The sequence below is a fragment of the Pseudomonas paeninsulae genome (assembly GCF_035621475.1).
Lineage (GTDB): Bacteria > Pseudomonadota > Gammaproteobacteria > Pseudomonadales > Pseudomonadaceae > Aquipseudomonas > Aquipseudomonas paeninsulae.
In genome coordinates this window covers 3,408,562-3,431,884 of the sequence record NZ_CP141799.1, presented here as the reverse complement: position 1 = coordinate 3,431,884, position 23,323 = coordinate 3,408,562, and the positions used below count along the sequence as shown (strand labels likewise).

Annotated in this window: 22 protein-coding genes and 4 tRNA genes; 13 read left to right on the top strand and 13 right to left on the bottom strand. The window is 61.4% G+C overall.

The window, feature by feature from the left end:
• Positions 1 to 22 precede the first annotated feature (22 nt).
• Positions 23 to 1,369, bottom strand: a complete 1,347-nt coding sequence (locus VCJ09_RS15795; RefSeq protein ID WP_324731092.1) for a class II 3-deoxy-7-phosphoheptulonate synthase — start codon at positions 1,367 to 1,369, stop codon at positions 23 to 25.
• Positions 1,370 to 1,630: 261 nt separating this feature from the next.
• Between VCJ09_RS15795 and VCJ09_RS15790 the strand changes: the two genes are divergently transcribed.
• Entirely contained in the window at positions 1,631 to 2,404 is a 774-nt protein-coding gene (locus tag VCJ09_RS15790; RefSeq protein ID WP_324731091.1) for a spermidine synthase, read from the top strand.
• Positions 2,405 to 2,410: 6 nt separating this feature from the next.
• On the opposite strand, the gene VCJ09_RS15785 is transcribed toward VCJ09_RS15790, so the two are convergent.
• Positions 2,411 to 3,202, bottom strand: coding sequence for a crotonase/enoyl-CoA hydratase family protein (locus tag VCJ09_RS15785; RefSeq protein ID WP_324731090.1), 792 nt, complete (start codon positions 3,200 to 3,202; stop codon positions 2,411 to 2,413).
• 435 nt (positions 3,203 to 3,637) lie between these two features.
• On the opposite strand from VCJ09_RS15785, the gene VCJ09_RS15780 reads away from it, so the two are divergent.
• Complete coding sequence (locus tag VCJ09_RS15780) at positions 3,638 to 5,335, top strand: DEAD/DEAH box helicase (RefSeq protein ID WP_177345208.1); 1,698 nt, start codon at positions 3,638 to 3,640, stop codon at positions 5,333 to 5,335.
• Between the two features lie 92 nt (positions 5,336 to 5,427).
• Here the strand turns inward: VCJ09_RS15780 and VCJ09_RS15775 are convergent, their stop codons facing one another.
• Positions 5,428 to 5,649, bottom strand: a complete 222-nt coding sequence (locus VCJ09_RS15775; RefSeq protein WP_324731089.1) for a hypothetical protein — start codon at positions 5,647 to 5,649, stop codon at positions 5,428 to 5,430.
• A 167-nt stretch (positions 5,650 to 5,816) separates the two neighbouring features.
• Positions 5,817 to 6,584 carry a DODA-type extradiol aromatic ring-opening family dioxygenase gene (locus VCJ09_RS15770; protein WP_324731088.1) on the bottom strand — a complete coding sequence of 256 codons (768 nt, stop codon included), beginning with the start codon at positions 6,582 to 6,584 and terminating at the stop codon, positions 5,817 to 5,819.
• 101 nt (positions 6,585 to 6,685) lie between these two features.
• Between VCJ09_RS15770 and VCJ09_RS15765 the strand changes: the two genes are divergently transcribed.
• Positions 6,686 to 7,342 (top strand): thiopurine S-methyltransferase, encoded by a 657-nt coding sequence (locus VCJ09_RS15765; RefSeq protein WP_324731087.1) that lies wholly within the window; start codon positions 6,686 to 6,688, stop codon positions 7,340 to 7,342.
• Between the two features lie 136 nt (positions 7,343 to 7,478).
• Here the strand turns inward: VCJ09_RS15765 and htpX are convergent, their stop codons facing one another.
• From htpX to VCJ09_RS15745, 4 genes are all read right to left on the bottom strand, one after another.
• Positions 7,479 to 8,351, bottom strand: a complete 873-nt coding sequence (gene htpX, locus VCJ09_RS15760) for a protease HtpX (protein ID WP_324731086.1) — start codon at positions 8,349 to 8,351, stop codon at positions 7,479 to 7,481.
• Between the two features lie 89 nt (positions 8,352 to 8,440).
• Positions 8,441 to 8,893, bottom strand: a complete 453-nt coding sequence (locus VCJ09_RS15755) for a hypothetical protein (RefSeq protein WP_324731085.1) — start codon at positions 8,891 to 8,893, stop codon at positions 8,441 to 8,443.
• A complete protein-coding gene (locus VCJ09_RS15750; RefSeq protein WP_324731084.1) occupies positions 8,893 to 9,636 on the bottom strand; it encodes an SDR family NAD(P)-dependent oxidoreductase in 744 nt (247 codons plus the stop codon). The genes VCJ09_RS15755 and VCJ09_RS15750 overlap by 1 nt, the downstream gene beginning before the upstream one ends.
• A gap of 12 nt (positions 9,637 to 9,648) precedes the next feature.
• Positions 9,649 to 10,860, bottom strand: coding sequence for a pyridoxal phosphate-dependent aminotransferase (locus VCJ09_RS15745; protein WP_324731083.1), 1,212 nt, complete (start codon positions 10,858 to 10,860; stop codon positions 9,649 to 9,651).
• Positions 10,861 to 11,029: 169 nt separating this feature from the next.
• On the opposite strand from VCJ09_RS15745, the gene msrB reads away from it, so the two are divergent.
• The 3 genes from msrB (at position 11,030) to VCJ09_RS15730 (ending at position 12,561) form a co-directional block, all read left to right on the top strand.
• Positions 11,030 to 11,431 carry a peptide-methionine (R)-S-oxide reductase MsrB gene (gene msrB / locus VCJ09_RS15740; protein ID WP_324731082.1) on the top strand — a complete coding sequence of 134 codons (402 nt, stop codon included), beginning with the start codon at positions 11,030 to 11,032 and terminating at the stop codon, positions 11,429 to 11,431.
• Positions 11,432 to 11,608: 177 nt separating this feature from the next.
• Complete coding sequence (locus VCJ09_RS15735) at positions 11,609 to 12,094, top strand: glutathione peroxidase (protein WP_324731081.1); 486 nt, start codon at positions 11,609 to 11,611, stop codon at positions 12,092 to 12,094.
• The gene (locus VCJ09_RS15730) at positions 12,091 to 12,561 is read left to right on the top strand and encodes a MarR family winged helix-turn-helix transcriptional regulator (RefSeq protein WP_324731080.1); all 471 of its coding nucleotides are present in this window, start codon (positions 12,091 to 12,093) and stop codon (positions 12,559 to 12,561) included. The genes VCJ09_RS15735 and VCJ09_RS15730 overlap by 4 nt, the downstream gene beginning before the upstream one ends.
• Here VCJ09_RS15730 and VCJ09_RS15725 read toward each other — a convergent pair.
• Entirely contained in the window at positions 12,545 to 14,869 is a 2,325-nt protein-coding gene (locus VCJ09_RS15725) for a hybrid sensor histidine kinase/response regulator (protein WP_324731079.1), read from the bottom strand. The genes VCJ09_RS15730 and VCJ09_RS15725 overlap by 17 nt on opposite strands.
• Before the next feature lie 117 nt (positions 14,870 to 14,986).
• Between VCJ09_RS15725 and VCJ09_RS15720 the strand changes: the two genes are divergently transcribed.
• Both VCJ09_RS15720 and VCJ09_RS15715 read left to right on the top strand, forming a co-directional pair.
• Positions 14,987 to 15,877 (top strand): ATP-binding protein, encoded by an 891-nt coding sequence (locus VCJ09_RS15720; protein WP_324731078.1) that lies wholly within the window; start codon positions 14,987 to 14,989, stop codon positions 15,875 to 15,877.
• Entirely contained in the window at positions 15,874 to 16,356 is a 483-nt protein-coding gene (locus VCJ09_RS15715; RefSeq protein ID WP_324731077.1) for a GAF domain-containing protein, read from the top strand. The genes VCJ09_RS15720 and VCJ09_RS15715 overlap by 4 nt, the downstream gene beginning before the upstream one ends.
• A gap of 52 nt (positions 16,357 to 16,408) precedes the next feature.
• Here the strand turns inward: VCJ09_RS15715 and VCJ09_RS15710 are convergent, their stop codons facing one another.
• Positions 16,409 to 17,071, bottom strand: coding sequence for a glutathione S-transferase family protein (locus VCJ09_RS15710; protein ID WP_324731076.1), 663 nt, complete (start codon positions 17,069 to 17,071; stop codon positions 16,409 to 16,411).
• Positions 17,072 to 17,116: 45 nt separating this feature from the next.
• A complete protein-coding gene (locus VCJ09_RS15705; RefSeq protein ID WP_324731075.1) occupies positions 17,117 to 17,887 on the bottom strand; it encodes a hypothetical protein in 771 nt (256 codons plus the stop codon).
• 222 nt (positions 17,888 to 18,109) lie between these two features.
• Between VCJ09_RS15705 and VCJ09_RS15700 the strand changes: the two genes are divergently transcribed.
• From VCJ09_RS15700 to VCJ09_RS15680, 5 genes are all read left to right on the top strand, one after another.
• Positions 18,110 to 18,185, top strand: a tRNA-Glu gene (locus VCJ09_RS15700).
• A gap of 27 nt (positions 18,186 to 18,212) precedes the next feature.
• Positions 18,213 to 18,288, top strand: a tRNA-Gly gene (locus VCJ09_RS15695).
• A 73-nt stretch (positions 18,289 to 18,361) separates the two neighbouring features.
• Positions 18,362 to 18,437, top strand: a tRNA-Glu gene (locus tag VCJ09_RS15690).
• Positions 18,438 to 18,456: 19 nt separating this feature from the next.
• Positions 18,457 to 18,532: transfer RNA gene (locus VCJ09_RS15685), tRNA-Gly, on the top strand.
• A gap of 183 nt (positions 18,533 to 18,715) precedes the next feature.
• A complete protein-coding gene (locus tag VCJ09_RS15680; protein ID WP_324731074.1) occupies positions 18,716 to 20,089 on the top strand; it encodes an IS1182 family transposase in 1,374 nt (457 codons plus the stop codon).
• 128 nt (positions 20,090 to 20,217) lie between these two features.
• Here the strand turns inward: VCJ09_RS15680 and VCJ09_RS15675 are convergent, their stop codons facing one another.
• Positions 20,218 to 20,628: a PA2817 family protein gene (locus VCJ09_RS15675; protein WP_324731073.1), complete on the bottom strand. Its 411-nt coding sequence runs from the start codon at positions 20,626 to 20,628 to the stop codon at positions 20,218 to 20,220.
• Positions 20,629 to 20,794: 166 nt separating this feature from the next.
• Complete coding sequence (locus VCJ09_RS15670) at positions 20,795 to 23,242, bottom strand: acyl-CoA dehydrogenase (protein WP_324731072.1); 2,448 nt, start codon at positions 23,240 to 23,242, stop codon at positions 20,795 to 20,797.
• Positions 23,243 to 23,323 lie beyond the last annotated feature (81 nt).

Sequence of the window (23,323 nt, the reverse complement as noted above, 5' to 3'; positions counted from 1 at the left end):
GGCGGCCCAGGCGGCGAGCGGCTTAGCGGCGCACCTGCTTGAGTGTCTCGGCAATCAGGAAGGCCAGTTCCAGCGACTGGTCGGCGTTCATCCGTGGGTCGCAGTGAGTGTGGTAACGGTCCGACAACCCTGCTTCGGTGATCGGCCGCGCGCCGCCGATGCATTCGGTGACGTTCTGTCCGGTCATCTCGATATGGATGCCGCCGGCGTAGCTGCCCTCGGCCTGGTGCACGGCGAAGAACTGCTTCACTTCGGCGAGGATCTGCGCGAAGTCGCGGGTCTTATAGCCGCTGCTGGCCTTGATGGTGTTGCCGTGCATGGGGTCGGAACTCCACAGCACCTGCTTGCCTTCGCCCTGCACCTTGCGCACCAGGGCCGGCATGTGGGCTTCGACCTTGTCCGCGCCCATGCGCACGATCAGGTTGAGGCGGCCTGGGTCGTTATCCGGGTTGAGGATGTCGATCAGGCGGATCAGCTCGTCCGGGTCCATGCTCGGACCGACCTTGACCCCGATCGGGTTGCCGACGCCGCGCAGGAACTCGACGTGGGCGCCATCCAGCTGGCGGGTACGGTCGCCGATCCACAACATGTGCGCCGAGCAGGCGTAGGCGCCGCCGGTGAGGCTGTCCTTGCGCACGAAGGCTTCTTCGTAGTTGAGCAGCAGCGCCTCATGGGCGGTGAAGAAGCTGGTTTCGCGCAGTTGCGGCGAAGTGTCCATGCCACAGGCACGCATGAAGGCCAGGGTTTCGTCAATGCGATCAGCCAGCAGGCTATATTTCTCGGCCAGCGCCGAATTGGCGATGAAGTCGAGGTTCCACTGGTGGACCTGATGCAGGTCGGCGAAGCCGCCCTGGGCGAATGCGCGCAGCAGATTCAGGCTGGCGGTGGACTGGTGATAAGCCTGCAGCAGGCGCTCCGGGTCCGGCACCCGGCTCTTGGTGTCGAAGCCGATACCGTTGACGATGTCGCCGCGGTAAGCCGGCAGGGTGGTATCGCCGATGGTTTCATCGTTGGCCGAGCGCGGTTTGGCGAACTGCCCGGCCATGCGCCCGACTTTCACCACCGGGCAACCGGCGGCGAAGGTCATGACGATGGCCATCTGCAGCAGCACCTTGAAAGTGTCGCGGATCTTCGCCGCGCTGAATTCGGCAAAACTCTCGGCGCAGTCGCCACCCTGCAACAGGAATGCACGACCCTGGGTCACCTCGCCAAACTGGCGGCGCAACTCTCGAGCTTCACCGGCGAACACCAGCGGCGGATAGCCGGCCAGAGTCTGCTCGACCTTGGCCAGGTGGGCGGCGTCGGGGTAGTGCGGCTGTTGCTGGATTGGCTTGCTTCTCCAGCTTTCAGGACTCCAGGGTTGCGACATGATGGTTCTCGGCTTCAGGCGGTTAATTAGGCAGATGGGCATGGTAACCGATCAGCCTGTGCCTTCAAGCCGATAGGCATGATAGCGCCGCTGCATAACCGCCCGGATAGTGGCCTGGCAGGTCTTGCTCTGGGCCAGCCGCAAGACGCCGCAAAGCAGGCAACGGTGAATTATCGCGTGACCCGGCGCGGGTGCTTCATTGACAATTGTCACCTTTACCCTGGTGCGACTGGTCGGGGCTGTCAGGCTGGAGAGCGATCAATGCCAGGTTTACCCCCGGTGGAAGAGTTGCAAGACGAGGTCCTGCTCGCCGAAGTGCAAGATGCGTTCGGCGTGATCCGGGTGATCGAGATCGGCGAGTACCGTTTTCTCGAATTTGGCGACTCGGTTGAGCAGAGTTGTGTGTTTACTGCCGACCCGTGTTGGCTGGAGTACGACTACACCCGTGCCATGCTGCTCGGTAGTTTGTGCCACCCGGCGCCGGAGAGCGCGCTGTTTCTTGGGCTCGGTGCCGGTAACCTGACCCAGGCTTGCCTCAAATTTCTGCCGCTGGAGGATGTCGAAACCATTGAGCTGCGCCCCGAGGTGCCACGTCTGGCCATGCAGTACCTCGGCCTGGACGATGACCCGCGCCTGACCATCCGTATCGGCGATGCCCTCGATCTGCTGAAAACTGCAGAAAGCGCCGATCTGATCTTCGTCGACCTCTATACCGACCACGGTCCCGGCGTTGGTCACCTGGCCTGGAATTTTCTGGAGGACTGCCAGAAACAGTTGAATCCGGGCGGCTGGCTGATCATCAACCAGTGGGCCGGCAATGACGGTAAGCCGCTGGGTGCGCCGCTGCTGCGCGGCCTCTACCATCGGCATTATTGGGAATGCCCGGTAAAGGAGGGCAATGTCATCCTGCTGGTGCCCGCCGACCTTGAGCAGCAGCTCGATCTGGACGACCTGAAGATCAAGGCTGCAGCTCTGGGGCCGCAGCTGGGCTACTCCCTGCAGCCGTTGATCGAGGCGCTGCGTCCGGCCAGTTGACTGTACTCAGCGGCCCTTGAAGTCGCCGGGACGACGTTCGAGCATGGCGCGCACGCCTTCCTGGGCATCTTCGCTGGCCATCAGGCGGATCACGGTTGGATGCAGATTGGCCGCCGCCGCGGCTTCGCCTTCGCGCACTGCCTGGCGTGCCGAGGCGAGAGTGGCTTGCACGCCAAGCGGTGCCTGGGCGGCAATCCGTGCGGCCAGCTTGAGCGCGTGTGGCAGCAGTTCTTCACTGGCCAGCACTTCCTGCACCAGGCCCAAGCGGTAGGCTTCGTGAGCATCGAACTCATCACCAGTGAGCAGCCAGCGCATGGCATTGCCCCAGCCGGCGTTCTGGTGCATGCGCAGGGTGGCGCCGCCGAACGGGAAAATACCGCGCTGCACTTCCATCTGGGCGAAGCGGGTATTGCTGGCGCACAGGTTGATGTCCGAGGCGAGCATCAGTTCGATGCCGATGGTGTAGCAATAGCCCTGGGCCGCCACTATTACCGGTTTGCTCACCCGTGGGCCGCCAAACACGCCCCAGGGGTCGCAGCCGCCGGCAGGGATCTGCCAGCCAGCAGCAAAGCTGGCGGCGACATTGGCCAGGTCCAGTCCGGCGGTGAAGTGCTCGCCATGAGCGAAGAGCAAGGCTACGCGAGCCTCACCGTCGCGCTCGAACTCGCCATAGGCCAGGCACAGGTCATTGAGCATGTCCAGGTCGACGGCGTTGCGCTTGCTCGTTCGATCCAGGCCGATCAGCATGATCTGGCCGCGTTTCTCACGACTGACGCGACCGTTGGTGCTTTGAGTCATGGCAGAAATCCTTGCGCAGAGAATGTCGTGCAACAGGGTATAGCAGGGCTACTGCAAACCGCACGTGGTGGGTTGCATTGGCAGTTGCTGAATGAGTGTTGATGCGGCGTCGGCACATCAATGGCCTGCATATGGCCCTGTATCCCGAGCATTGAATGACCTGCGTTCAATCCCGCTCAGGGCGACCGTTTGGCGGTGTAGCTGATTTAATTGTGGGAAAACCATCACAACTTCCCGCTTTTCCGGTATAGTGCGCGCCGGTCAATTCATGGCCACGTTCAGGTTACACAACTCGCCCGGAGGTCACCTTCGGCAGTTAGTCTGCGTAGCGGACTATCCTTGACGATTCATTTACAACCACGTTTTCGCAAATCCCCGCCGACACGGCTGCCAGGGTGACTTTAGAGTCTTACACGGCATGCGCAGCTTTGGAGCATGGGTCTTTGCGGATGCACTAGAGGCAGACCCATGACCCAAGTACTCGAAGGCTTCGCCGCACTCGATCTTCACCCTAATATTCTCGCCGCAGTGATCGCGACTGGCTACGAAGAGCCTTCGGCGATTCAGTTGCAGGCCATTCCAGTGATTCTCGCTGGCCACGACATGATCGGTCAGGCGCAGACCGGCACCGGTAAAACCGCTGCCTTTGCCCTGCCAATCCTCAGCCGCATCGATCCGACCAAGCGCCAGCCGCAGGCGCTGATTCTCGCGCCGACCCGTGAGCTGGCCCTGCAGGTCGCGACCGCCTTCGAAACCTACGCCAAGCAAATGCCGGGGCTGAACGTCATCGCCGTATACGGCGGCGCGCCCATGGGCCCGCAACTGAAAGCCATTCGTAATGGCGCACAGGTTGTAGTCGCCACTCCGGGTCGTCTGGTCGATCACCTGCGTCGTGACGAGAAGGTGTTGTCGACCATTCAGCACCTGGTGCTCGATGAAGCGGACGAAATGCTCAAGCTGGGCTTCATGGACGACCTTGAAGTGATCTTCAAGGCCATGCCGGAAACTCGCCAGACCGTCCTGTTCTCGGCCACCTTGCCGCATTCGATTCGCACCATTGCCGAAAAGCACCTGCGTGATCCAAAGCACGTCAGGATCGAAACCAAGACCCAGACCGTGACCGCCATCGAGCAGGCTCACTTGCTGGTCCACGCCGACCAGAAGCACGCCGCCGTACTGCGTCTGCTGGAAGTCGAAGAGTTCGATGCGCTGATCGCCTTCGTGCGTACCAAGCAAGCCACTCTGGATCTGGCTGCCGTGCTTGAGGCGCGTGGCTACAAGGCCGCGGCCTTGAACGGCGACATCGCCCAGAACCAGCGTGAGCGGGTGATCGAGTCGCTTAAAGATGGTCGCCTGGATATCGTCGTCGCCACCGACGTCGCTGCCCGTGGCCTGGACGTGCCGCGCATCACCCACGTGATGAACGTCGACATGCCGTACGACCCGGAATCCTATGTCCACCGTATCGGTCGTACCGGCCGTGCCGGTCGTACCGGTCGCGCGCTGTTGCTGGTCACTCCGCGTGAGCGCCGCATGCTGCAGGTAATCGAGCGTGTCACCGGGCAAAAAGTCACGGAAGTACGCCTGCCCGACGGCCAGCAAGTACTGGACGCGCGGATCAAGAAGCTGACCTCGAGCCTGGCACCCCTGGTGGCCGACGCCGAAGCCAGCCATGGCGAACTGCTCGATCGTCTGACCGCGCAAATCGGTTGCACCCCGCGTGCCCTGGCTGCCGCGCTGCTGCGCAAGGCCACCAACGGTCAGGCCCTGACCCTGGCTGAAGTCGAGCGCGAGCAACCGCTGGTGCCGACCAGTGCGCCGCGTGAGCGCAGCAATGAGCGTTCGGATCGCGGTGACAGCCGTGAGCGTCGTGCGCCAGTGCCATTGGCTGAAGGTCGTGCCCGTTGCCGTACTGCGCTGGGCGCGCGTGACGGTATCGCCGCGAAGAACCTGCTGGGCGCCATCCTCAATGAGGGTGGTCTGATTCGCGAAGCCATCGGTCGCATCCAGGTGCGCGAGAGCTTCAGTCTGGTCGAGCTGCCGGAAGACGGTCTTGAGAGTTTGCTCAGCAAGCTGAAAGACACCCGCGTCGGTGGCAAGCCGTTGAAGCTGCGTCGCTATCGCGAAGATTGATTCGCGTTAAGCGCTAAACAAGAAGCCCCGCATTGTTGAGATGCGGGGCTTTTTTGTATCCGCCCACCCGGCAGGCAAGGCCTACAGCGGCGCTATGGCCGCTTGCTGCCAACTACGAGCATAAGGCCGCCGGCCACTATGGCGGCAATCCCAGCCCACATGGGGACGTTGACCGTTTCCTTCTCTTTCACGGAAAGCTCGAGCGGACCAAGTTTGACCGCGGTGGTGTCCTTGGTATAACTGAAACCACCGTAAATCAGCGCCAGGGTACCGGCGACCACAAGTGCTATGGCTGCAAGCCTGATTGAGTTCATATCGTCCACACCTTCTGCGTGACACCTGAGCCTCGTGGCCGACGGTTCCAAGGGCAGGGTCATGCAGATGATTGAAGCACAAATTGGTAGGGGGCCGTGATCGATACCTTGGCGTCTGAGACGCGCGCAGTTGGCGCATGCCGCAGTTTGGCAGCACCTTGGGTTGATCAGGCAAAGCTATAGATATCCATGCCCAGGGCGCCGAGCGTGAAACCGCTGTGCTCGACCTTGAACTGACCGCCAGCGCCGCGGGCGAAGAACAGGGGCAATAGATGTTCGTCGCTCGGGTGATTGCGTACGGCCGCCGGGGCGCGTTGGCGATAGTCGTGCAGTGCAGCCTCGTCGTCGGCGGCGAGTCGGGTCACTATCCAGTCGCGGAAGTCCTGGGCCCAGGGCTCAACTACCTCGGGGCCGGCGTGCCAGTCGAGTTCACCGAGGTTATGGGTAATGCTGCCGGAGCCGATCAGCAGTACGCCTTGCTCGCGCAGGCCGGCCAAGGCGCGCCCGATACGGGTCTGTACTTCAGGGCTCTGGCGACTGGGCAGCGAGAGCTGCACGAGCGGGATGTCGGCGGCCGGGTACATGAGTGACAGTGGCACCCAGGCGCCGTGATCGAATGGGCGTTCGGGGTCGAGTTGGGCGCGGAGACCGGCGACACCGAGTAATTGCACGATGTCTGCGGCGAGTTGCGGATTGCCGGGCGCCGGGTATTGCAGCTGATACAGCGCTGGAGGGAAGCCGCCAAAGTCATGCCAGGTTTCAGGTTGGGCGGCGCTGGTGACGCGCAGTGCAGAGCTTTCCCAGTGGGCGGACACCAGCAGGATGGCCCGTGGTCTCGGTAGCGCCGCAGCCAGGTGGGTCAAGGCCGGACCGCTGGCGCCGGGTTCCAGGGCGAGCATGGGTGAGCCGTGGGAGATAAATAGCGAAGGCAGCATGGGGTAGGTTCCTGCAGTAGGATATTGCTATCTTCGCGGCTGCTATTATCGAATTCCAGTATAAATACTTGAGCTATTTGATCGAATTTTTAGGGGGTAGAGTGGACGAGGCATTTTGGCAGACACGCTGGGCGCGCGATCAGATCGGTTTCCATCTGGATCAGGTCAATCCCTATCTGCAGCGCCACTGCTCGGCGCTCGAGCTGCAGCCGGGCGCACGGGTGCTGGTGCCGTTGTGCGGCAAGAGTCTGGATCTGGCCTGGCTGGCGGGGCAGGGCTATCGGGTGCTGGGCGTCGAGCTGGCGCAGAAGGCGGTCGAGGATTTCTTCGCGGAACATGACTTGAGCGCCGAGATCAGCCAGGAAGGCGCGTTCCAGGTCTATCGCGCCGGAGCGGTGGAGCTCTGGTGCGGCGATTTCTTCGCCCTGACGGCAGGGCAGCTCGGCGATTGCCAGGCGCTCTACGATCGCGCGGCATTGATCGCCTTGCCGGTCGAGCTGCGGAAACGCTACGTGGCGCATCTGCAGGCCATTTTGCCGGCGGCATGCCGGGGCCTGTTGGTTACCCTGGATTACCAGCAGAGTCAGATGGACGGCCCACCCTTCGCGGTGACGGATGGCGAAGTGCATGAGTTGTTCGGGGCGGGCTGGCAGATCGAGACGCTGGAGCGGCTGGATGTGCTGCAGGGCAACTGGAAGTTCATCAAGCACAATCTGCAAGCGCTGGACGAGGTGGTTTATCGCTTGATCAAGCGCTGATAATGCGGCGCGTCAGCCTGGTTGGTTTGCTGCCGCTCACCGAACGGAGCGTCGCCTGGTCCGGCCTATAGTTGGACTGGCGTGAACAGCATGAAAAAAGGGCGACCCGAGGGCCGCCCTTTTTCATGCTTGCTGGTTAGCGCAGCTGACGCAGGGCTTCGATGCGATCTTCCAGGGGCGGGTGGGTCATCAGCAGGCCGGCCAGGCCATGCTTCAGGCCGCCGTTGATGCCGAAGGCGGTCAGGCTGTCGGGCATGTTCACCGGCACGCCCTGTTCGGCGCGCAGGCGCTGCAGGGCGGCGATCATGGCGCCGGTTCCGGCCAGGCGGGCGCCGGCTTCGTCGGCCTTGAACTCGCGTTTGCGCGAGAACCACATGACGATGATGCTGGCCAGGATGCCCAGTACCAGTTCGGCGAAGATGGTCGCGACGAAGTAACCGATGCCGTGGCTGCCTTCGTTTTTCAGGATGGCCTTGTCGACGAAGTTGCCGAAGATCCGCGCAAAGAACATCACGAAGGTGTTCACCACGCCCTGAATCAGCGCCAGGGTGACCATGTCGCCGTTGGCTACGTGGCCAATTTCGTGGGCCAGCACAGCCTTCACTTCATCAGGCGAGAAACGTTCCAGTAGGCCCTGGCTGACCGCCACCAGGGCATCGTTCTTGTTCCAGCCGGTGGCGAAGGCGTTGGATTCGTAAGCCGGAAAGATTCCCACTTCCGGCATCTTGATGCCGGCTGCGCGGGACAGTTCTTCGACGGTTTGCATCAGCCACTGTTCGTGGCGGGTGCGTGGCTGGGTGATGATCTCGGTACCGGTGCTCATCTTCGCCATCCACTTGGACAGCAGCAGTGAAATCAATGAGCCGGCAAAGCCGAATACCGCGCAGAAGATCAGCAGGCTGCTGTAGTTCTGGCCGGTGAAGCGGTCTACCCCCAGTAGCTTGAGAGTGATACTGGCGATGATCAACACTGCCAGGTTAGTAGCCAGGAACAGCAAAATGCGCGTCATGGTGTGAAACGACTCCTCACGGGAAAGACCTGCTTGATATGCCGGCTATATAAGGGCGCGCCCCCCGTCTCTTCAACCGGGGGACTATTTCAAACTGTGTCGCCTGTAGCGGTCAGGCTGCTTTCGAAGAGCAAGCGGGTGAGGCGGGCGAGGCGTTCGCCATGTTTATGGCTCAGCGCGTCGCGCAGTTGAAAGGCCAGGGTGGCGTGCACTCGGCGCACGCTTGGGGGTAGTGCTTCGCCTTCGCGCAGGGCATGGGGCACGCTGCGACTCAGGCGCAGAAAGCCTTTTTCACTGAGCACCGCCTGATCGAGGGCGTCGTAGGCGATTGTCGAGTCGAAGCGCAGGTAGCCTTCCTCGGCCAGCCACAACAGCGTGCCCAGGCAGCTCTCATGGCGCTTGCTCGGCAGGCCGAATTCATCCGGTTCCTCGCGGCCGATCAGGTCCTCTACGTAGAGCGCCATTTTGCGCGGGAAAACCTGATAGAGCTGCAGCATGGCGGCGGCCGCATCCTTGTAGAAATCGTCGATTTGTAGATCCATCAGAATTTGGCAATCATCGAGGTGGGTAGTAGCGGCAACAGGCGACCGAGAATCGCCCAGGGCCAACCCGGTACGTAGGCACTGCTGTGGCGTTTGTCGATGTGCCGGGCGATCAGCGTGGCGCCGCGTTCTACATCGATCAGAAAGGGTCGTTTGGGCATATCGCTATTGAGGGGCGTATCGATAAAGCCGGGCAGCAGCAGGGTGGTGTCGATGCCCTTGCCCTGCAGTTCGGCGCGGGTGGCCTGCATGTAGCTGATCAAGCCGGCCTTGCTCGCCGAATAGGCCGCGGCATAGGGCAGGCCGCGCTTGCCGGCGACCGAGGCGACGGCGACCAGGTGGCCATGACCTTGCTGACTAAACAACGCGGCTGCTGCATCGAGGCAGGCGATGGCGCCGATCAGGTTGGTTTCCAGGGTCAGCCTGGCGCGCTCGAAGTGACCACCACCGACTTTGCCGGTCAGGGCGATGCCCGCGTTGGCGATGAGACCGTCCAGCCCGCCCAGGGCGTTGGCAGCCATGCCTACGGCATCTTGGCAGGCTGCGTAGTCGGTGACGTCCAGGGGCAGGACGATGGCCTTGCGGCCGAAGCGCGCCTGCAGTTCGGCCGCCAGCAGGTGCAGGCTGTCTTCGCGGCGCGCCGCCAGGGCCAGGTCGTAACCTTTGCTCGCCAGCTCACGGGCGAGTGCGGTGCCGATACCGGAACTGGCGCCTGTCAGCAGATAACGTTTGCCCTGGTTCATGGCGATCTCCGGTTATTGACGGTAGCTCTTGAGGAAGCTGCCGATGCGGCCAATGGCTTGTTCCAGATCATCGACCCGCGGCAGGGTGACCACGCGGAAGTGATCCGGCCACGGCCAGTTGAAGGCCGTGCCCTGGACGATCAACAGCTTCTCGGAGAGCAGCAGGTCGAGGACGAATTTCTCGTCGTTGTGAATCGGGCAGACCTTGGGGTCGATTTTGGGGAAGGCGTAGAGCGCACCCATGGGCTTGACGCAGCTGACCCCGGGAATGTCGTTGAGCAGCTCCCAGGTGCGGTTGCGCTGTTCCAGCAAGCGGCCTTGCGGCAACACCAGGTCGTTGATGCTCTGGTAGCCACCCAGCGCCGTCTGGATCGCGTGCTGGCTCGGCACGTTGGCGCACAGGCGCATGTTGGCCAGGATATCGATGCCTTCGATATAGCTCTGCGCGCGGTGCTTGGGCCCGGAAATCGCTACCCAGCCGGAGCGGAAACCCGCCACCCGGTAGGACTTGGACAGGCCGTTGAAGGTCAGGCAGAGCACATCCGGCGCCAGCGAGGCGGTGCAGATGTGCTGGGCTTCGTCGTAGAGGATCTTGTCGTAGATCTCGTCGGAGAACAGCACCAGGTTGTGCTGACGCGCCAGTTCGACGATGTCCATCAGTACTTCTTTGGAATACACCGCGCCGGTGGGGTTATTCGGGTTGATCAACACCAGTGCCTTGGTGTTGGGCGTGATCTTGGCGCGCATGTCGGCAATGTCGGGAAACCAGCCGGCCTGCTCGTCACATAGGTAATGCACCGGCTTGCCGCCGGACAGGGCTACGGCGGCAGTCCATAGCGGATAGTCGGGGGCCGGGATCAGCACCTCGTCGCCGTTATTGAGCAGCGCCTGCATGGCCATGACAATCAGCTCGGACACGCCGTTGCCCAGGTAGATGTCCTCAATGCCGACACCTTCGACCTGCTTCTGCTGGTAGTACTGCATCACCGCCTTGCGCGCACTGAACAGGCCCTTGGAGTCGCTGTAGCCCTGGGCCATCGGCAAATTGCGGATGACGTCCTGAAGGATTTCTTCCGGGGCTTCGAAACCGAACGACGCCGGGTTGCCGATGTTCAGCTTGAGGATGCGATGGCCTTCCTCTTCCAGGCGTTTGGCGTGCTTGAGCACGGGGCCGCGAATGTCGTAGCAGACATTGGCGAGCTTGTTCGATTTGCTGAACTGCATGTAAGGGATCCCGAGTGGTGAAACGCCGTTGAATTACCGTGTCAAAGTCTCGATCAGGCGAGCCTTGGCAGGTTGTAACGCCGGTGACAGACTGGGGGCGAATGATACGTTGCAGCCTGACCTTGGCAAAGCTACTGGTCGGGCTTTTTTCTGTTGAGGAGACCTGCCTGTGGACAAGCTCGAAAAACCCCTGGAAGACTGGCGCGAAGAACTGTCGGAGACGCAGTTCCATGTCTGCCGGTTGGGTGGCACGGAGCGAGCCTTTTCCGGTGAATACCATGACAGCAAGACGCCGGGCGTTTATCACTGCGCCTGCTGCGGTACTGCATTGTTCGACTCCGACGCCAAGTTCGACTCCGGGAGTGGCTGGCCCAGCTACTTTCAGCCGCTCAGCAAGGATGCGATTACCAGCCTGGATGACTTCAGCCACGGCATGCACCGCATCGAAGTGAAGTGTGGAAAATGCGATGCCCACCTGGGCCACGTCTTCCCCGATGGGCCGGCGCCGACCGGTTTACGCTACTGCATCAATTCGGCCTCGCTGAAGCTCGTGCCTAAAGCCGAAGCGTGAAGCTTGCGCGGCCATGCGCAACGCAGGACGGGGCGGTTCGAGTTACGCGGGCTGACCCGTCCTGCGACTGCGCGGTGGCTCATTGACGGCAGGCCTTATTTTCGCAATTAAATTGCATGCAATTTAATTGCTCGCTATGGTGTTTCCACTTTCTCCCGAGCAAAGGCGCTGCCATCCATGAGCAACGAACTCTTCGATATCCCTGTAACCACCATCAAGGGCGAACAGAAAACCCTCTCCGACTTCGGCGGCAAGGCCGTGTTGGTGGTCAATACTGCAAGCAAGTGCGGTTTCACTCCGCAGTACAAGGGTTTGGAAAGCCTCTGGCAGCAGTACAAAGACAAAGGTCTGGTGGTGTTGGGCTTTCCTTGTAACCAGTTCGGCAAGCAGGAGCCGGGCAATGAAGGGGCCATTTCCGAGTTTTGCGAGCTGAACTTCGGTGTCAGCTTTCCCTTGTTCAAGAAAGTCGATGTCAACGGCAGCGATGCCCATCCCTTGTTCGTCCAACTGAAGAAAAATGCCCCCGGTCTGCTCGGTAGTCAGGGTGTGAAGTGGAACTTCACCAAGTTTCTGATCAGTGCCGACGGCAAGCAGGTCAAGCGTTTCGCGCCGGCCACCAAGCCGGAAGATCTGACTGCCGAGATCGAAGCTCTGCTCAAATGAAGGCAGTGCCATTCGAGCGCGAAGACGCCCTGCAGTTGGACAACCAGCTGTGCTTCAAGCTGTATGCGGCTTCGCGGGCGGTGATTCGTGCCTACAAGCCGATGCTCGATCAATTAAACCTGACCTACCCGCAGTACCTGGCGATGCTGGTGCTCTGGGAGTGGCAGGTTGTCCCGCCGACACAGCCGACGGTCAAGGCCCTGGGCGAGCGCTTGCTGCTCGATTCGGGCACCTTGACCCCGCTGCTCAAGCGCTTGCAGCAATTTGGTTTGCTATTGCGCCAGCGTTCGGCTGTGGATGAGCGCGAGGTGCACCTGGCATTGACTGAAGCGGGTCGTGCCTTGCGCGAGCGGGTGCTGCCGTTGCGCCAGCAGCTGTTGTGCGAGCAGGGTGTCGAGGTGGATGAACTGACTGAGCTGCGTGGCCGCGTTGGTCAGTTGCTCGACCGCTTCATGACGCTGCGCTAGACGCCGGCAGCCAGCGCTCGAGCAGGGCGGCCAGCTCTTCGCGGCGGAAGGGTTTGGACAGGTAATCGCTCATGCCGGCGGCGCGACAACGCTCGCGTTCATCGGGCAGGGCGTTGGCGGTCAGGGCGATGATCGGCAGCTCGGGATGGTGTCCGCCTTGGCGGATTCTGCGGCTGGCCTCATAGCCATCCATGATCGGCATGTTGCAGTCCATCAGCACCAGGTCGATGTCGTGCTGAGCCAGTTGGCTCAGGGCTTCGGCGCCATGGTTGGCCAGCACAACCTCGCAGCCGAGTTTGCCGAGCATGCCTTTTGCCACCAGTTGGTTGACCGGATTGTCCTCCACCAGCAGCACCCGCGCTCGCCGTCCGCTTTGTTGCTCGATGGGGCTTGGCGCCGGTGCGCTTTCCATCTGCTGGCCAAGGCTGCGGCGCAATGCCTGGAGCAGGGTTTGCCGCGACAGCGGCCGGGCGATTTGTTCGAACGGCGCCAGGGTGTGCGTCTGTTCGCTGGGTAGGAAGCTGCCGTAGGCGGTGACCAGCAGGATCGGAATCGTGAACGTAGGCCGCGTGGCCGGGAGGCACTCGGGGCAGTCACTGATCAGCAGGTCGGCTGTGACACCGAGCAGATTTGTATCGGTGTCCAGGCGTTGATACACCAGTCCCCATGCGGGCAGCAGCTTGCCAAGTAGTTCGCTGAGGCCTGAATTGGCCGAGCTGAGGGCAACGACCGTTCCTGTCAGTGCTGGCAAGGTGGGCGCAGGAGTGTGGCTGGGCAATGGCAGTTCGGCGCAGAACTGGCTACCGAAGCCTTCCCTGGACTCCAGTTCGAGCCGACCCTGCATGGCTTCGCACAGGCGGCGGGTGAGCGCCAAGCCCAGGCCGGTGCCGCCGAACTGACGGGTAATGCCGACTCCTGCCTGGGCAAAGGGTTGATAGATGCGCGCGCGTGCCTCTTCGGCAATGCCGATGCCGGTGTCGCGCACCAGGATCCGTATGCCTGTCGGGCCACTGTCGACGTGGATGTCGACGCGGCCAAAGCGGGTGAATTTCAGGGCGTTTGACAGCAGGTTGCTGATGATCTGGCGCACCCGTGTCGGGTCGCCGAGCACTTGCGCGGGCAGTTGCGGGTCGATCAGGCAGGTCAATTCGACACTCGGTAAGGCGTTTTGCGACAGTAGGCTAGCGGTGTCTTCGACCATTGTGCCGAGGTCGAAAGGCATGCTTTCCAGCTCTAACTGACCGGCTTCGAACTTCGACAAGTCGAGGATGTTATTGAGTAGATTGACCAGAACCTTGCCGGAGTCGTGGGCAATCGATAGCTGCTGGCGTTGTTCGTTGCTCAGCTGGCCGTCGAGGGACAAGGCAAGCATGCCGAGCAGACCGTTGAGCGGGGTGCGGATCTCGTGGCTCATGTTGGCGAGAAACGCCGAACGGGCCTGGGCCATGTCCAGCGCGGTGCGTCTTGCCTGTTCCAGCTCCTGATTGGATTCGAGCAGGCGCGCGTTGCTGGCCTTCAATTCGGTCGTGCGCGCAGAGACGATGTTCTCCAGTTCACTCAGGTACTGGGTGAGGCGGTTCTCCGCTTCGCGACGTTGCTCGATCTCCATGGCTATGCTGGACAGTTGTTGGTTGGTGACGTCGACCAGGATGCCGATTTCATCGCGCTCATGTCCGCGCGGGCAGGGCAGTCTGTTGCGGTTCGGGGTGTGCAGGTCGCGACCGCTGAGCGCGCGAATCACCTCGATCAGCGGCTTGGTCAGCATGAAATAGAACAGCACCAGCAGGATCAACGAGAGCAGCAGGCTGCGGGCGAAGCCGGTTAGCAAGGTAAGCATGGCGCGCCGCAGAAAGTGACTGCCGAACGCATAGGTGTCGACTTCCAGGCGCAGCACGCCGAGGGCTTCCTGGGGCGCGTGACTGACGAACAACGGCGTTTCGAACTGGCGCCGTTCGTCGAAGAGGAAATCGCTGAGCAGCCGGTAGCGGCTTGGGTCGGGTGGGCGGGTGACGCTGGCCAGAGTCATATTGCTGTTGTCTATGATCTCGGCGCGAATCACCGCCGGCGAGCGCAGCAGGCCCAGCACCAGTTCCTGGGCCAGCTCAGCGTCGATGTTGTAGGCGATGCGTGCCGCGGGATTGTGGCTGATCTCCATCAGTGCGCTAATCTCGCGGTCGATGGAGGCGTCCTCGCTGGCATAATCGAAGCCCACTTGAATCAAGCTGAGCGCAGTGCCGAGGATAAACGCCACCAGTACGGTCAAACTGGCCTGTTTGAACGACAGGCGTTGGGTGAGCGATATATCCATGGGTGGCAATAATCTCGGGTCCGTTCGCCTGCCAATCATAGACCATCTGTTCTGCCTTTCGGCAGGAGCAGTTGGCAGGCAGGCTGTAACATCAAGGAGCACACCAAGGAGAAAATCGTGGATTCTCGTTTAAATACTTTTCTACAGCGCGCCGAGAGCGTGCTGGCGCGCCTTGAGCCGCTGTTGCCAGCCCAGCGTGGCGATATCGATTGGCAGCACAGTCTGGCCGCGCGCTGGCACCGTGAGGGCCGCAGTGGTTACTTGCAGCCGCTGAGCATCAACCTTGACCTGAATCTGAGTGACCTGATCGGGGTGGACACTCAGCGTGAACAGCTGGCGCGCAATACCCGGCAATTCATTCAGGGCCTGCCGGCCAACCACGCTTTGCTCTGGGGCGCACGGGGCACGGGGAAGTCATCGCTGGTGCGCGCGTTGCTGGCCGAACATGCCGTGGCCGGGCTGCGCCTGATCGAGATCGAGCGTGATCATCTGGCGGATCTGCCGCGCGTGGTCGAGCAGCTGATTCGCTTGCCCCAGCGCTTCGTGCTGTTTTGCGACGACCTGTCCTTCGAGGCGGGTGAGGGTGATTACCGGGTGCTGAAAAGCGTGCTGGATGGCTCGCTGGAGCGCTCGCCAGACAATGTGCTGCTCTACGCCACCTCCAATCGCCGCCATCTGATGCCGGAGAGTCACAGCGACAACGAGGCCTCGCAGATGGTCGACGGCGAACTGCATCCCAGTGAGGCGATTGAGGGCAAGATCGCCTTGTCCGATCGTTTCGGCCTGTGGTTGTCCTTCTACCCATTCACCCAGGATCACTTTCTCGATGTGGTGCGCCATTGGATCGAGGTGCAGGCGTCGCCGGCTGGCTTGAACTGGCAGTGGAACGAGGCGCTGGAAAAAGCGGCGATTCGCTGGGCCCTGGGTCGCGGTAATCGCAATGGTCGCTGTGCCTATCAATTTGCCCGGCACTGGGTCGGGCTGCAACTCCTGGAAAGCCAAGCATGATCGACCTTGCGCACACTGGCCCTGAGTCCGATGACTATTCACTGCTGGCCGCGCAACTGCAGGCACTGTTGGCAGATGAGCGGGATTTCATTGCCAACGCCGCGCAGTTCTGCGCCTTGTTGTTCCAGGAGCTGAGCGAGCTGAATTGGGCGGGTTTCTACTTGGCGCGGGGCGATGAGCTGGTGCTGGGGCCATTCCAGGGGCGGGTGGCGTGTGTGCGCATACCCCTGGGGCGCGGGGTGTGCGGGGTGGCTGCGGCTACCTGGCAGACGCAGCGGGTGGAGGATGTGCACGCCTTTGCCGGGCATATCGCCTGCGACAGTGCCTCGCGCAGCGAGCTGGTGGTGCCGCTGTTGAAGGCTGGGCAGCTGATCGGCGTGCTGGATCTGGATAGTCCGCAGTTGGCCCGCTTTACGGCCGCGGACCAGCTCGGGATCGAGCGGTTGGTCGAGATTTTCTTGCAGCTTAGCGACTGTTGACACCGCCGGGCGAGTTGGGCTTGGCGGCGCTGCGCTTCAGCCCAGCGCTGGATCAAGCTTTGGCGGCCATCTTGGCCAGCATCTTCTGCTCGCCGGGCAATAGGGCTTGCACCGAGGGACGCGCTTTCACCCGCTGATGCAGGGCGGCCAGGCTCGGCCAGCGCTGGGCATCCAGCTGCTCATCGCCATGTTCCATGTTGATTATCTGGCAGGCAAATGCCAGGTCGGCCAGGGTCAGGCTATCGCCGACGAAGTACTCGGCGGTGCCCAGGCTCTGCTCCAGGTAGTCGAAGTGCGCCGGTAGCTTTTCCGTCAGCGTGGTCTGTACTGCTGCCTCATCGCAGGGCTGACCCATGGACGGCTTCAGGGCGCGGTTGCGGAAGACGCTGAAGGTGCACAGTGGTGCCAACTCGTAGTCGCTGTATTTTTCCAGCCAGCGTACGCGGGCGCGCTGCTCGGCGCTCTGGCCCTGCAGGTGGGTGCGCTCGGGGTAGTTGTCTTCCAGGTACTGGCAGATCACGCTGGAGTCGGCCAGGCTGAAATCGCCATCCTTCAAGGCCGGGATGCGACCCAGTGGACTGAGTTGGCGATACCAGGCGGGCTGGCCAAAGGGCAGAACGATTTCCAGTTGATACTCGAGGTCTTTCTCCGCCAGGCACAGGCGTACTTTGCGTACGAAGGGCGAAAGCGGGGCGCCATACACGGTCAGGCTCATCGAATGTCCTTGTCTGCGGTGGATTAAGGCGTGTGGCTGTCGGACTCAGTCGTAAATATTCTTCTTCTTCCAATCTGCATCGCCATCCAGGCTTTTCAGGCCCTCGGTCAGCTCACTGGCGTCGTCGGCTGCAGGCGTGCCCATGTCCACCACCATGGCATTGGCCCGCGCGAGCTGGCTTTCGAATTTTTGCAGTGGAGCCTGGTAGCGCACGGCATCGGCCTGTTTGCGCAAGTACTGCACCCCGCGCTCGAACGCCAGGCGCGCTTGCCCGGGCTGGTTCTGTTGCAGGGCCTGATGGCCGAGGTTGCCGAACAGTTCGATATGCAGTTGCACCAGCATGTGGCGAATTTCATTGACCCAGTGCTTGGCTTCATTGGTCGGCAGGATGCCATCCTGGGCGCAGCGGGTGATTTGTCCGTGCAGGCTTTCCAGTTGAAAACGCGCTTCTTTGGCTTTGACTTCGCTGATGATCTGCTGTGGAGGATTCTGTACCGGGATCGCATCGCCCTGGGCAATCAACTGGCGCAGTGCTTCCAGTTGCGCTTTGCTGTCGGCATTGCCTGGCTGTAATTGCACCAGGCGCTGGGTAAAGTGCATTTGCAGGCGGCTGAGCATGAGCTTCAGCTGGGGCGTCATCAGCTGTCCGGGCAAGGTTTCGGATAGATTGGCGCAGCGGCGGATGCGGTCATTGAGCTCGGTCCGGAGGCGGGCCTTTTCCAGCTTGTTGTTCTCGACCATGTGATTGACGTAGGCAATGGCGATCAATAGAGCGATGCCGCCGACAATCAGCAGGGTAATTACCAGTGGGGACATCGGTACCGCCTCGCGAGTGCTGGTTTTCGTCGGAGTGTAGTGCCTTAGCTCCGGTGCTGATAGAGCCGCCTTATAATCTAGCCTGAAGTCGTTGATTTATAAAAAAAATTACAGAGAGGTTGACGACTCTGCGCAGGATCCATAGAATGCGCGCCACTTCCAGCGCAATGCTTTATTGCAGTGAGCAGGGAGCCGGAAAGTGTATTGCAGGTTCCGGGTTGCGTCCCCTTCGTCTAGTGGCCTAGGACACCGCCCTTTCACGGCGGTAACAGGGGTTCGAGTCCCCTAGGGGACGCCATTATTGTTGTAGATGTCGGTTGTATATGCGGGAATAGCTCAGTTGGTAGAGCACGACCTTGCCAAGGTCGGGGTCGCGAGTTCGAGTCTCGTTTCCCGCTCCAGATTTTCAAGTGGCACTCAACAGGTGCTGCTTGGGTCAGTCGGTGATTAGCCGGGTGATGTAATAAGTTCCAGGTCCCCTTCGTCTAGTGGCCTAGGACACCGCCCTTTCACGGCGGTAACAGGGGTTCGAGTCCCCTAGGGGACGCCATTTTTGTTGTAGATACACCGCGGGAATAGCTCAGTTGGTAGAGCACGACCTTGCCAAGGTCGGGGTCGCGAGTTCGAGTCTCGTTTCCCGCTCCAAATAAACGAAAACGCCGCTCACTGAGCGGCGTTTTTGTATCCGTAGTATGTGTGATGCAAGAAAAAGCCCGCCGGGAATGCCGTGCGGGCTTTTTCGTTTATCAGCTAGCGCTACTAGCAGCCTGTCGGACTTAATCACTGGATTCCAGGATAATCCCGACACCGCCCAGCCGATGCCTCCGCATGAGCCGCTTTCGTCCGATCGACCGCAAGACTGACTACCTGCTCCCGCCATCGATGGATGACTGGCTGCCAGAAGCCCACCTGGCCCGTTTCATTCTCGAAGCCATCGAACGGCTCGACTTGAGTGCGCTCACCCGGCGTTATGGCGGACGCGGCAGCGCCGCCTATCACCCCGAGGTGCTGCTTAGTCTGCTGGTCTATGGCTATGCCACCGGCACCTTTTCCAGCCGTATGATCGAACGCGCCACTTACGACTCGCTCGCCTTTCGCTACCTGGCCTCAGGCAGTCACCCCGATCACGACACCCTGGCCAGCTTCCGCCGCCGCTTCCTCGACGAGTTGGCCGGCATCTTCCTTCAGGTGCTGGAGCTGGCGGGCGAGATGAAGCTGCTCAAGCTCGGCACCATCAGCCTCGACGGCACCAAGCTGCATGCCAACGCCTCACGCCACAGTGCACTGTCCTATGGCCATATCCAGACACTCGAACGCCAGCTCAAGGCCGAAGTGCAGGAGCTCCTGGCGCTGGCTGAACGGGCCGACCAGGCAGAGCTCCCCGTCGGCATCGATCTGCCGGACGAGATCAAACGCCGGCAAGATCGCTTGCTCGCCATGGCCGCGGCGAAGGCCAAGATCGAGGTGCGCGCCCGTGCGCGTTTCGAGCAGGATCAGGCCGCCTACCAAGAGAAGCTTGCCAAGCGTGCGGCGCGCACGGCAGAAACGGGCAAGAAGCCCGGCGGCAAGCCGCCCAAAGCCCCAGTGGAAGGGCCTACCGAACACGACCAAATCAACCTCACCGACGAAGACTCGCGCATCATGCGGGTGGCTGGCGGCGGCTTCGAACAGTGCTACAACGCCCAGGCCGCAGTGGATACCGACACCCTGTTGGTGGTGGCGCCAGGCCTCACTCAGGCGGGCAACGACAAGCAACAAGTCGTCCCCATGCTGGCCGAGCTCAAGGCGCTACCGGAGTCATTGGGTCAGGTGAACGTGGTGCTCGGGGACTGTGGCTACAACAGCGAAAGCAACATCGCCGCCTGCGAGGCGGCGGGAATCGAGCCCTACCTGGCGGTGGCACGCGAAGATCATCACCCGCACTGGAAAGCGCGCTTCGAGGAGCTGGCAGCGCTCGACGCTGATGCCACAGTGCAACAACGCATGGCGCACAAACTCAAGAGCCAGCCGGGGCGCCGCCTCTATGCGCTGCGCAAACAGACGGTGGAACTGGTGTTCGGCATCATCAAGTCGGTCATGGGTTTTCGCCAGTTTCTGCTGCGAGGCAAGGACAAGGTGAGCGGCGAATGGCGCCTGGTATGTCTGGCCTGGAATTTGAAACGCATGGCCGTTTTGCGCCACAAATCCGTCCAGTGTGGGTAGAAATGAACTAAACCCGCTCGTTCTCAGGAAATTCGGGGCAAAAAAGCCTGGAAATACCTCAATAGTGGGGCGAATCGCTTCGCCTCACTATTGATATCCCCGTTCATGAACTCAAGTCCGACAGGCTGCTAGTGCTTGCTGCCTTGCACGGGCATGGTCAGCAGCTGTTTTTCCTGATTCCAGTCGAATGGCTCGTCGTTTTCCAGGGCTTCGAAGCGGTGCTCTTCCAGCGTCTGGTACATCTCGATTTCTTCGTCGGGCATGAAATGCAGGCAGTCGCCACCGAAGAACCACAACAGGTCGCGCGGGACCAGATGAGCGATTTGCGGGTAGCGCTGGAAGATCTGGCTGATCAGATCCTGGCCGAGGTAGAGGCTGGCTTCCGGATCGTTCGGCAGATCGGCCAGCAATTCGTCATAGCGTTCCAGGTACATGGCATGGCTGTCATCGAGAATCTGCTCGGCTTCGCCCAAGGCAACCAGAATGGTGCGCAGATGGGCGAGCAGGGCGAGGTGATGGTCGAGGTGGGCGTTGGCCATGACAAAAATCCTGTAGGTAAAACGGGCGCGCAAGTATAAGGCTCTGCGCGCCCACTGTCCCTGGCCGTGAACAACTACTGCGCTAGGCCGGGGTAGGATCCACCGTGCGCCAGCACCCTTGCTGCGCACGGCACAGTCTGCGGGAGCATGACGCTAAACAGTGACTCTAGCGCACCTTGCCGCGGCCGAGCTTCAGTTCTTCCTTGGCGAAGTCGTCGACGTCGATCACCACGCGTCTCGCTGCTTCGGCCTGGTGCAGGCTCTGTGCTTCTTCTGCGGTGAGGATACCGGCACTGGCTGCGGCGTCGATCAGGCTCTGTCCCGGCACCTCCTGCAGTTGGCCGTCCTTGAGTGCCTGGTGCAGTTTTTTCTGCAGGGGTTGCACGCTTTGCAACAGATCCATCGCCTGCTGCAGGGCGGCCACCGGGTCGTTCTCCGCCTGTGGGCGGTAGCAGCCGGCGAGCAACTCTTCCAGGGCCGGATCGCCGCTGTTGCGTCCGATGATCTCGGCGACCTGGGCATCCTGTGCATCGCTCGGGCCTTTGTGCCGACGGCCGAAGGGGAAGACCAGTACGCGCAAGGCGCAACCGAGCAGTTTGTTGGGGAAGTTGCTGAGCAGTTCATCCAGCGCCTGCTCGGCGTGGCCCAGGCTTTCTTCCATGGCCCAGCACAGCAGTGGGCGTGAATGCGCCGGGTAATCCAGGTCGTGGTAGCGCTTGAGCGCCGCCGAGGCCAGGTACAGGTGGCTGAGTACATCGCCCAGGCGTGCGGAAAGCCGTTCGCGGCGTTTCAGTTCGCCGCCCAATAGCATCATGCTCAAGTCGGCAATCAGGGCGAAGGCTGCCGCCAGGCGATTCAGTGCACGAAAGTAGGGACGGCTGAGGTTGTCGCCCGGCGCCTCGCTGAACCGGCCCAGGCCGAGGCTGAGGAGCAGGCTGCTGGCTGCGTTGCTCACGGCAAAGCCGATGTGTTGCAGCAGCAGTTCGTCGAATTCCAGCAGTGCCTGCTGTTGGTCTTCGCGGTCGGCCAGGGCCATTTCTTTGAGTACGTAGGGGTGGCAGCGAATCGCGCCCTGGCCGAAGATCATCAGATTGCGCGAGAGGATGTTGGCGCCTTCCACGGTGATGAAAATCGGCGCGCCTTGCCAGGAACGGGCCAGGTAGTTGTTAGGGCCCATGATGATGCCCTTGCCACCGTGCACGTCCATGGCGTGGCTGATGCATTCGCGGCCACGTTCGGTCAGGTGGTATTTGAGAATCGCCGAGAGCACCGACGGCTTTTCGCCCAGATCCACTGCGTTGGCGGTGAGTATGCGCGCGCTGTCCATCAGCCAGGCGTTGCCGCCGATGCGTGCCAGGGCCTCCTGAATACCTTCGAAGGCCGCCAGCGGTACATTGAATTGCTCGCGTATCTGGCTGTACTGGCCGGTAACCAGGCTGGTGAACTTGGCTGCTCCGGTACCTACCGCCGGGAGAGAGATGGAACGGCCCACCGACAGGCAGTTCATCAGCATCATCCAGCCTTTGCCGAGCATGTCCTGGCCGCCGATCAGGAAGTCCAGCGGGATGAACACGTCTTTCCCCGAGTTCGGTCCGTTCATGAAGGCGGCGCCGAGTGGCAGATGGCGGCGGCCGATTTCCACCCCAGGCGTGTCGGTGGGCACCAGGGCCAGGCTGATGCCGAGGTCTTCCTGTTCTCCGAGCAAGTGATCGGGGTCGTAGGCTTTGAATGCCAGGCCGAGCAGGGTCGCGACCGGGCCCAGGGTGATGTAACGCTTTTCCCAGGTCAGGCGCAAGCCGAGCACTTCCTCGCCCTGCCACTGACCTTTGCAGATAATCCCCGTGTCGGGCATGGCTCCAGCGTCCGAGCCGGCCAGTGGGCCGGTAAGGGCGAAGCAGGGGATGTCATCGCCACGCGCCAGGCGCGGCAGGTAGTGCTGGCGCTGCTCATCGGTGCCGTAGTGCAGCAGTAACTCCGCCGGCCCGAGTGAGTTGGGCACCATTACGGTGGATGCCAGGTCGCCGCTGCGGGTGGCCAGTTTCATCGCTACCTGGGAATGGGCGTAGGCGGAAAAGCCTTTGCCGCCGTATTCCTTGGGGATGATCAGGGCGAAAAAGCCATGCTGCTTGATGTGTTCCCAGGCCTTGGCCGGTAAGTCCATTTGCTGGCCGATTTCCCAGTCACTGACCATCGCGCAGAGTTGTTCGGTGGGGCCATCGATAAAGGCTTGTTCCTCCTCGCTCAATTGCGCCTTGGGGTAAGCCAGGAGTTTGTCCCAGTCCGGCCGGCCGCTGAAGAGTTCGCCATCCCACCAGACGCTACCGGCTTCGATGGCATCGCGTTCGGTGGCCGACATGGGCGGCAGTACCCGCTGAAACCAGGCGAACATCGGTGCGCTGAACAGTTTTCGCCGTTGTTCCGGCAGCGCCAGCGGTAGTGCCACTACCAGGAGCACGAGCCAGAAAACAGCCAAAAGCCAGGTTGGGGCGTGACTAAATAGGCCCATGAGAACCAGATACCCGGCAACCATGCCGAGAGCGGGCAGCGGTGCGGTGCGGCGGTGGGCCAGGTAGGCCGTAGCAACGACCAGAATGAGCAACCAGACTGCGAGCATGCAAAATCCTCCGTGACGACGAGTTGGAAAGAACCAGTGGTGAGTTTAGCCGCCATCCACACAAAGATGGCAACAAGGGCG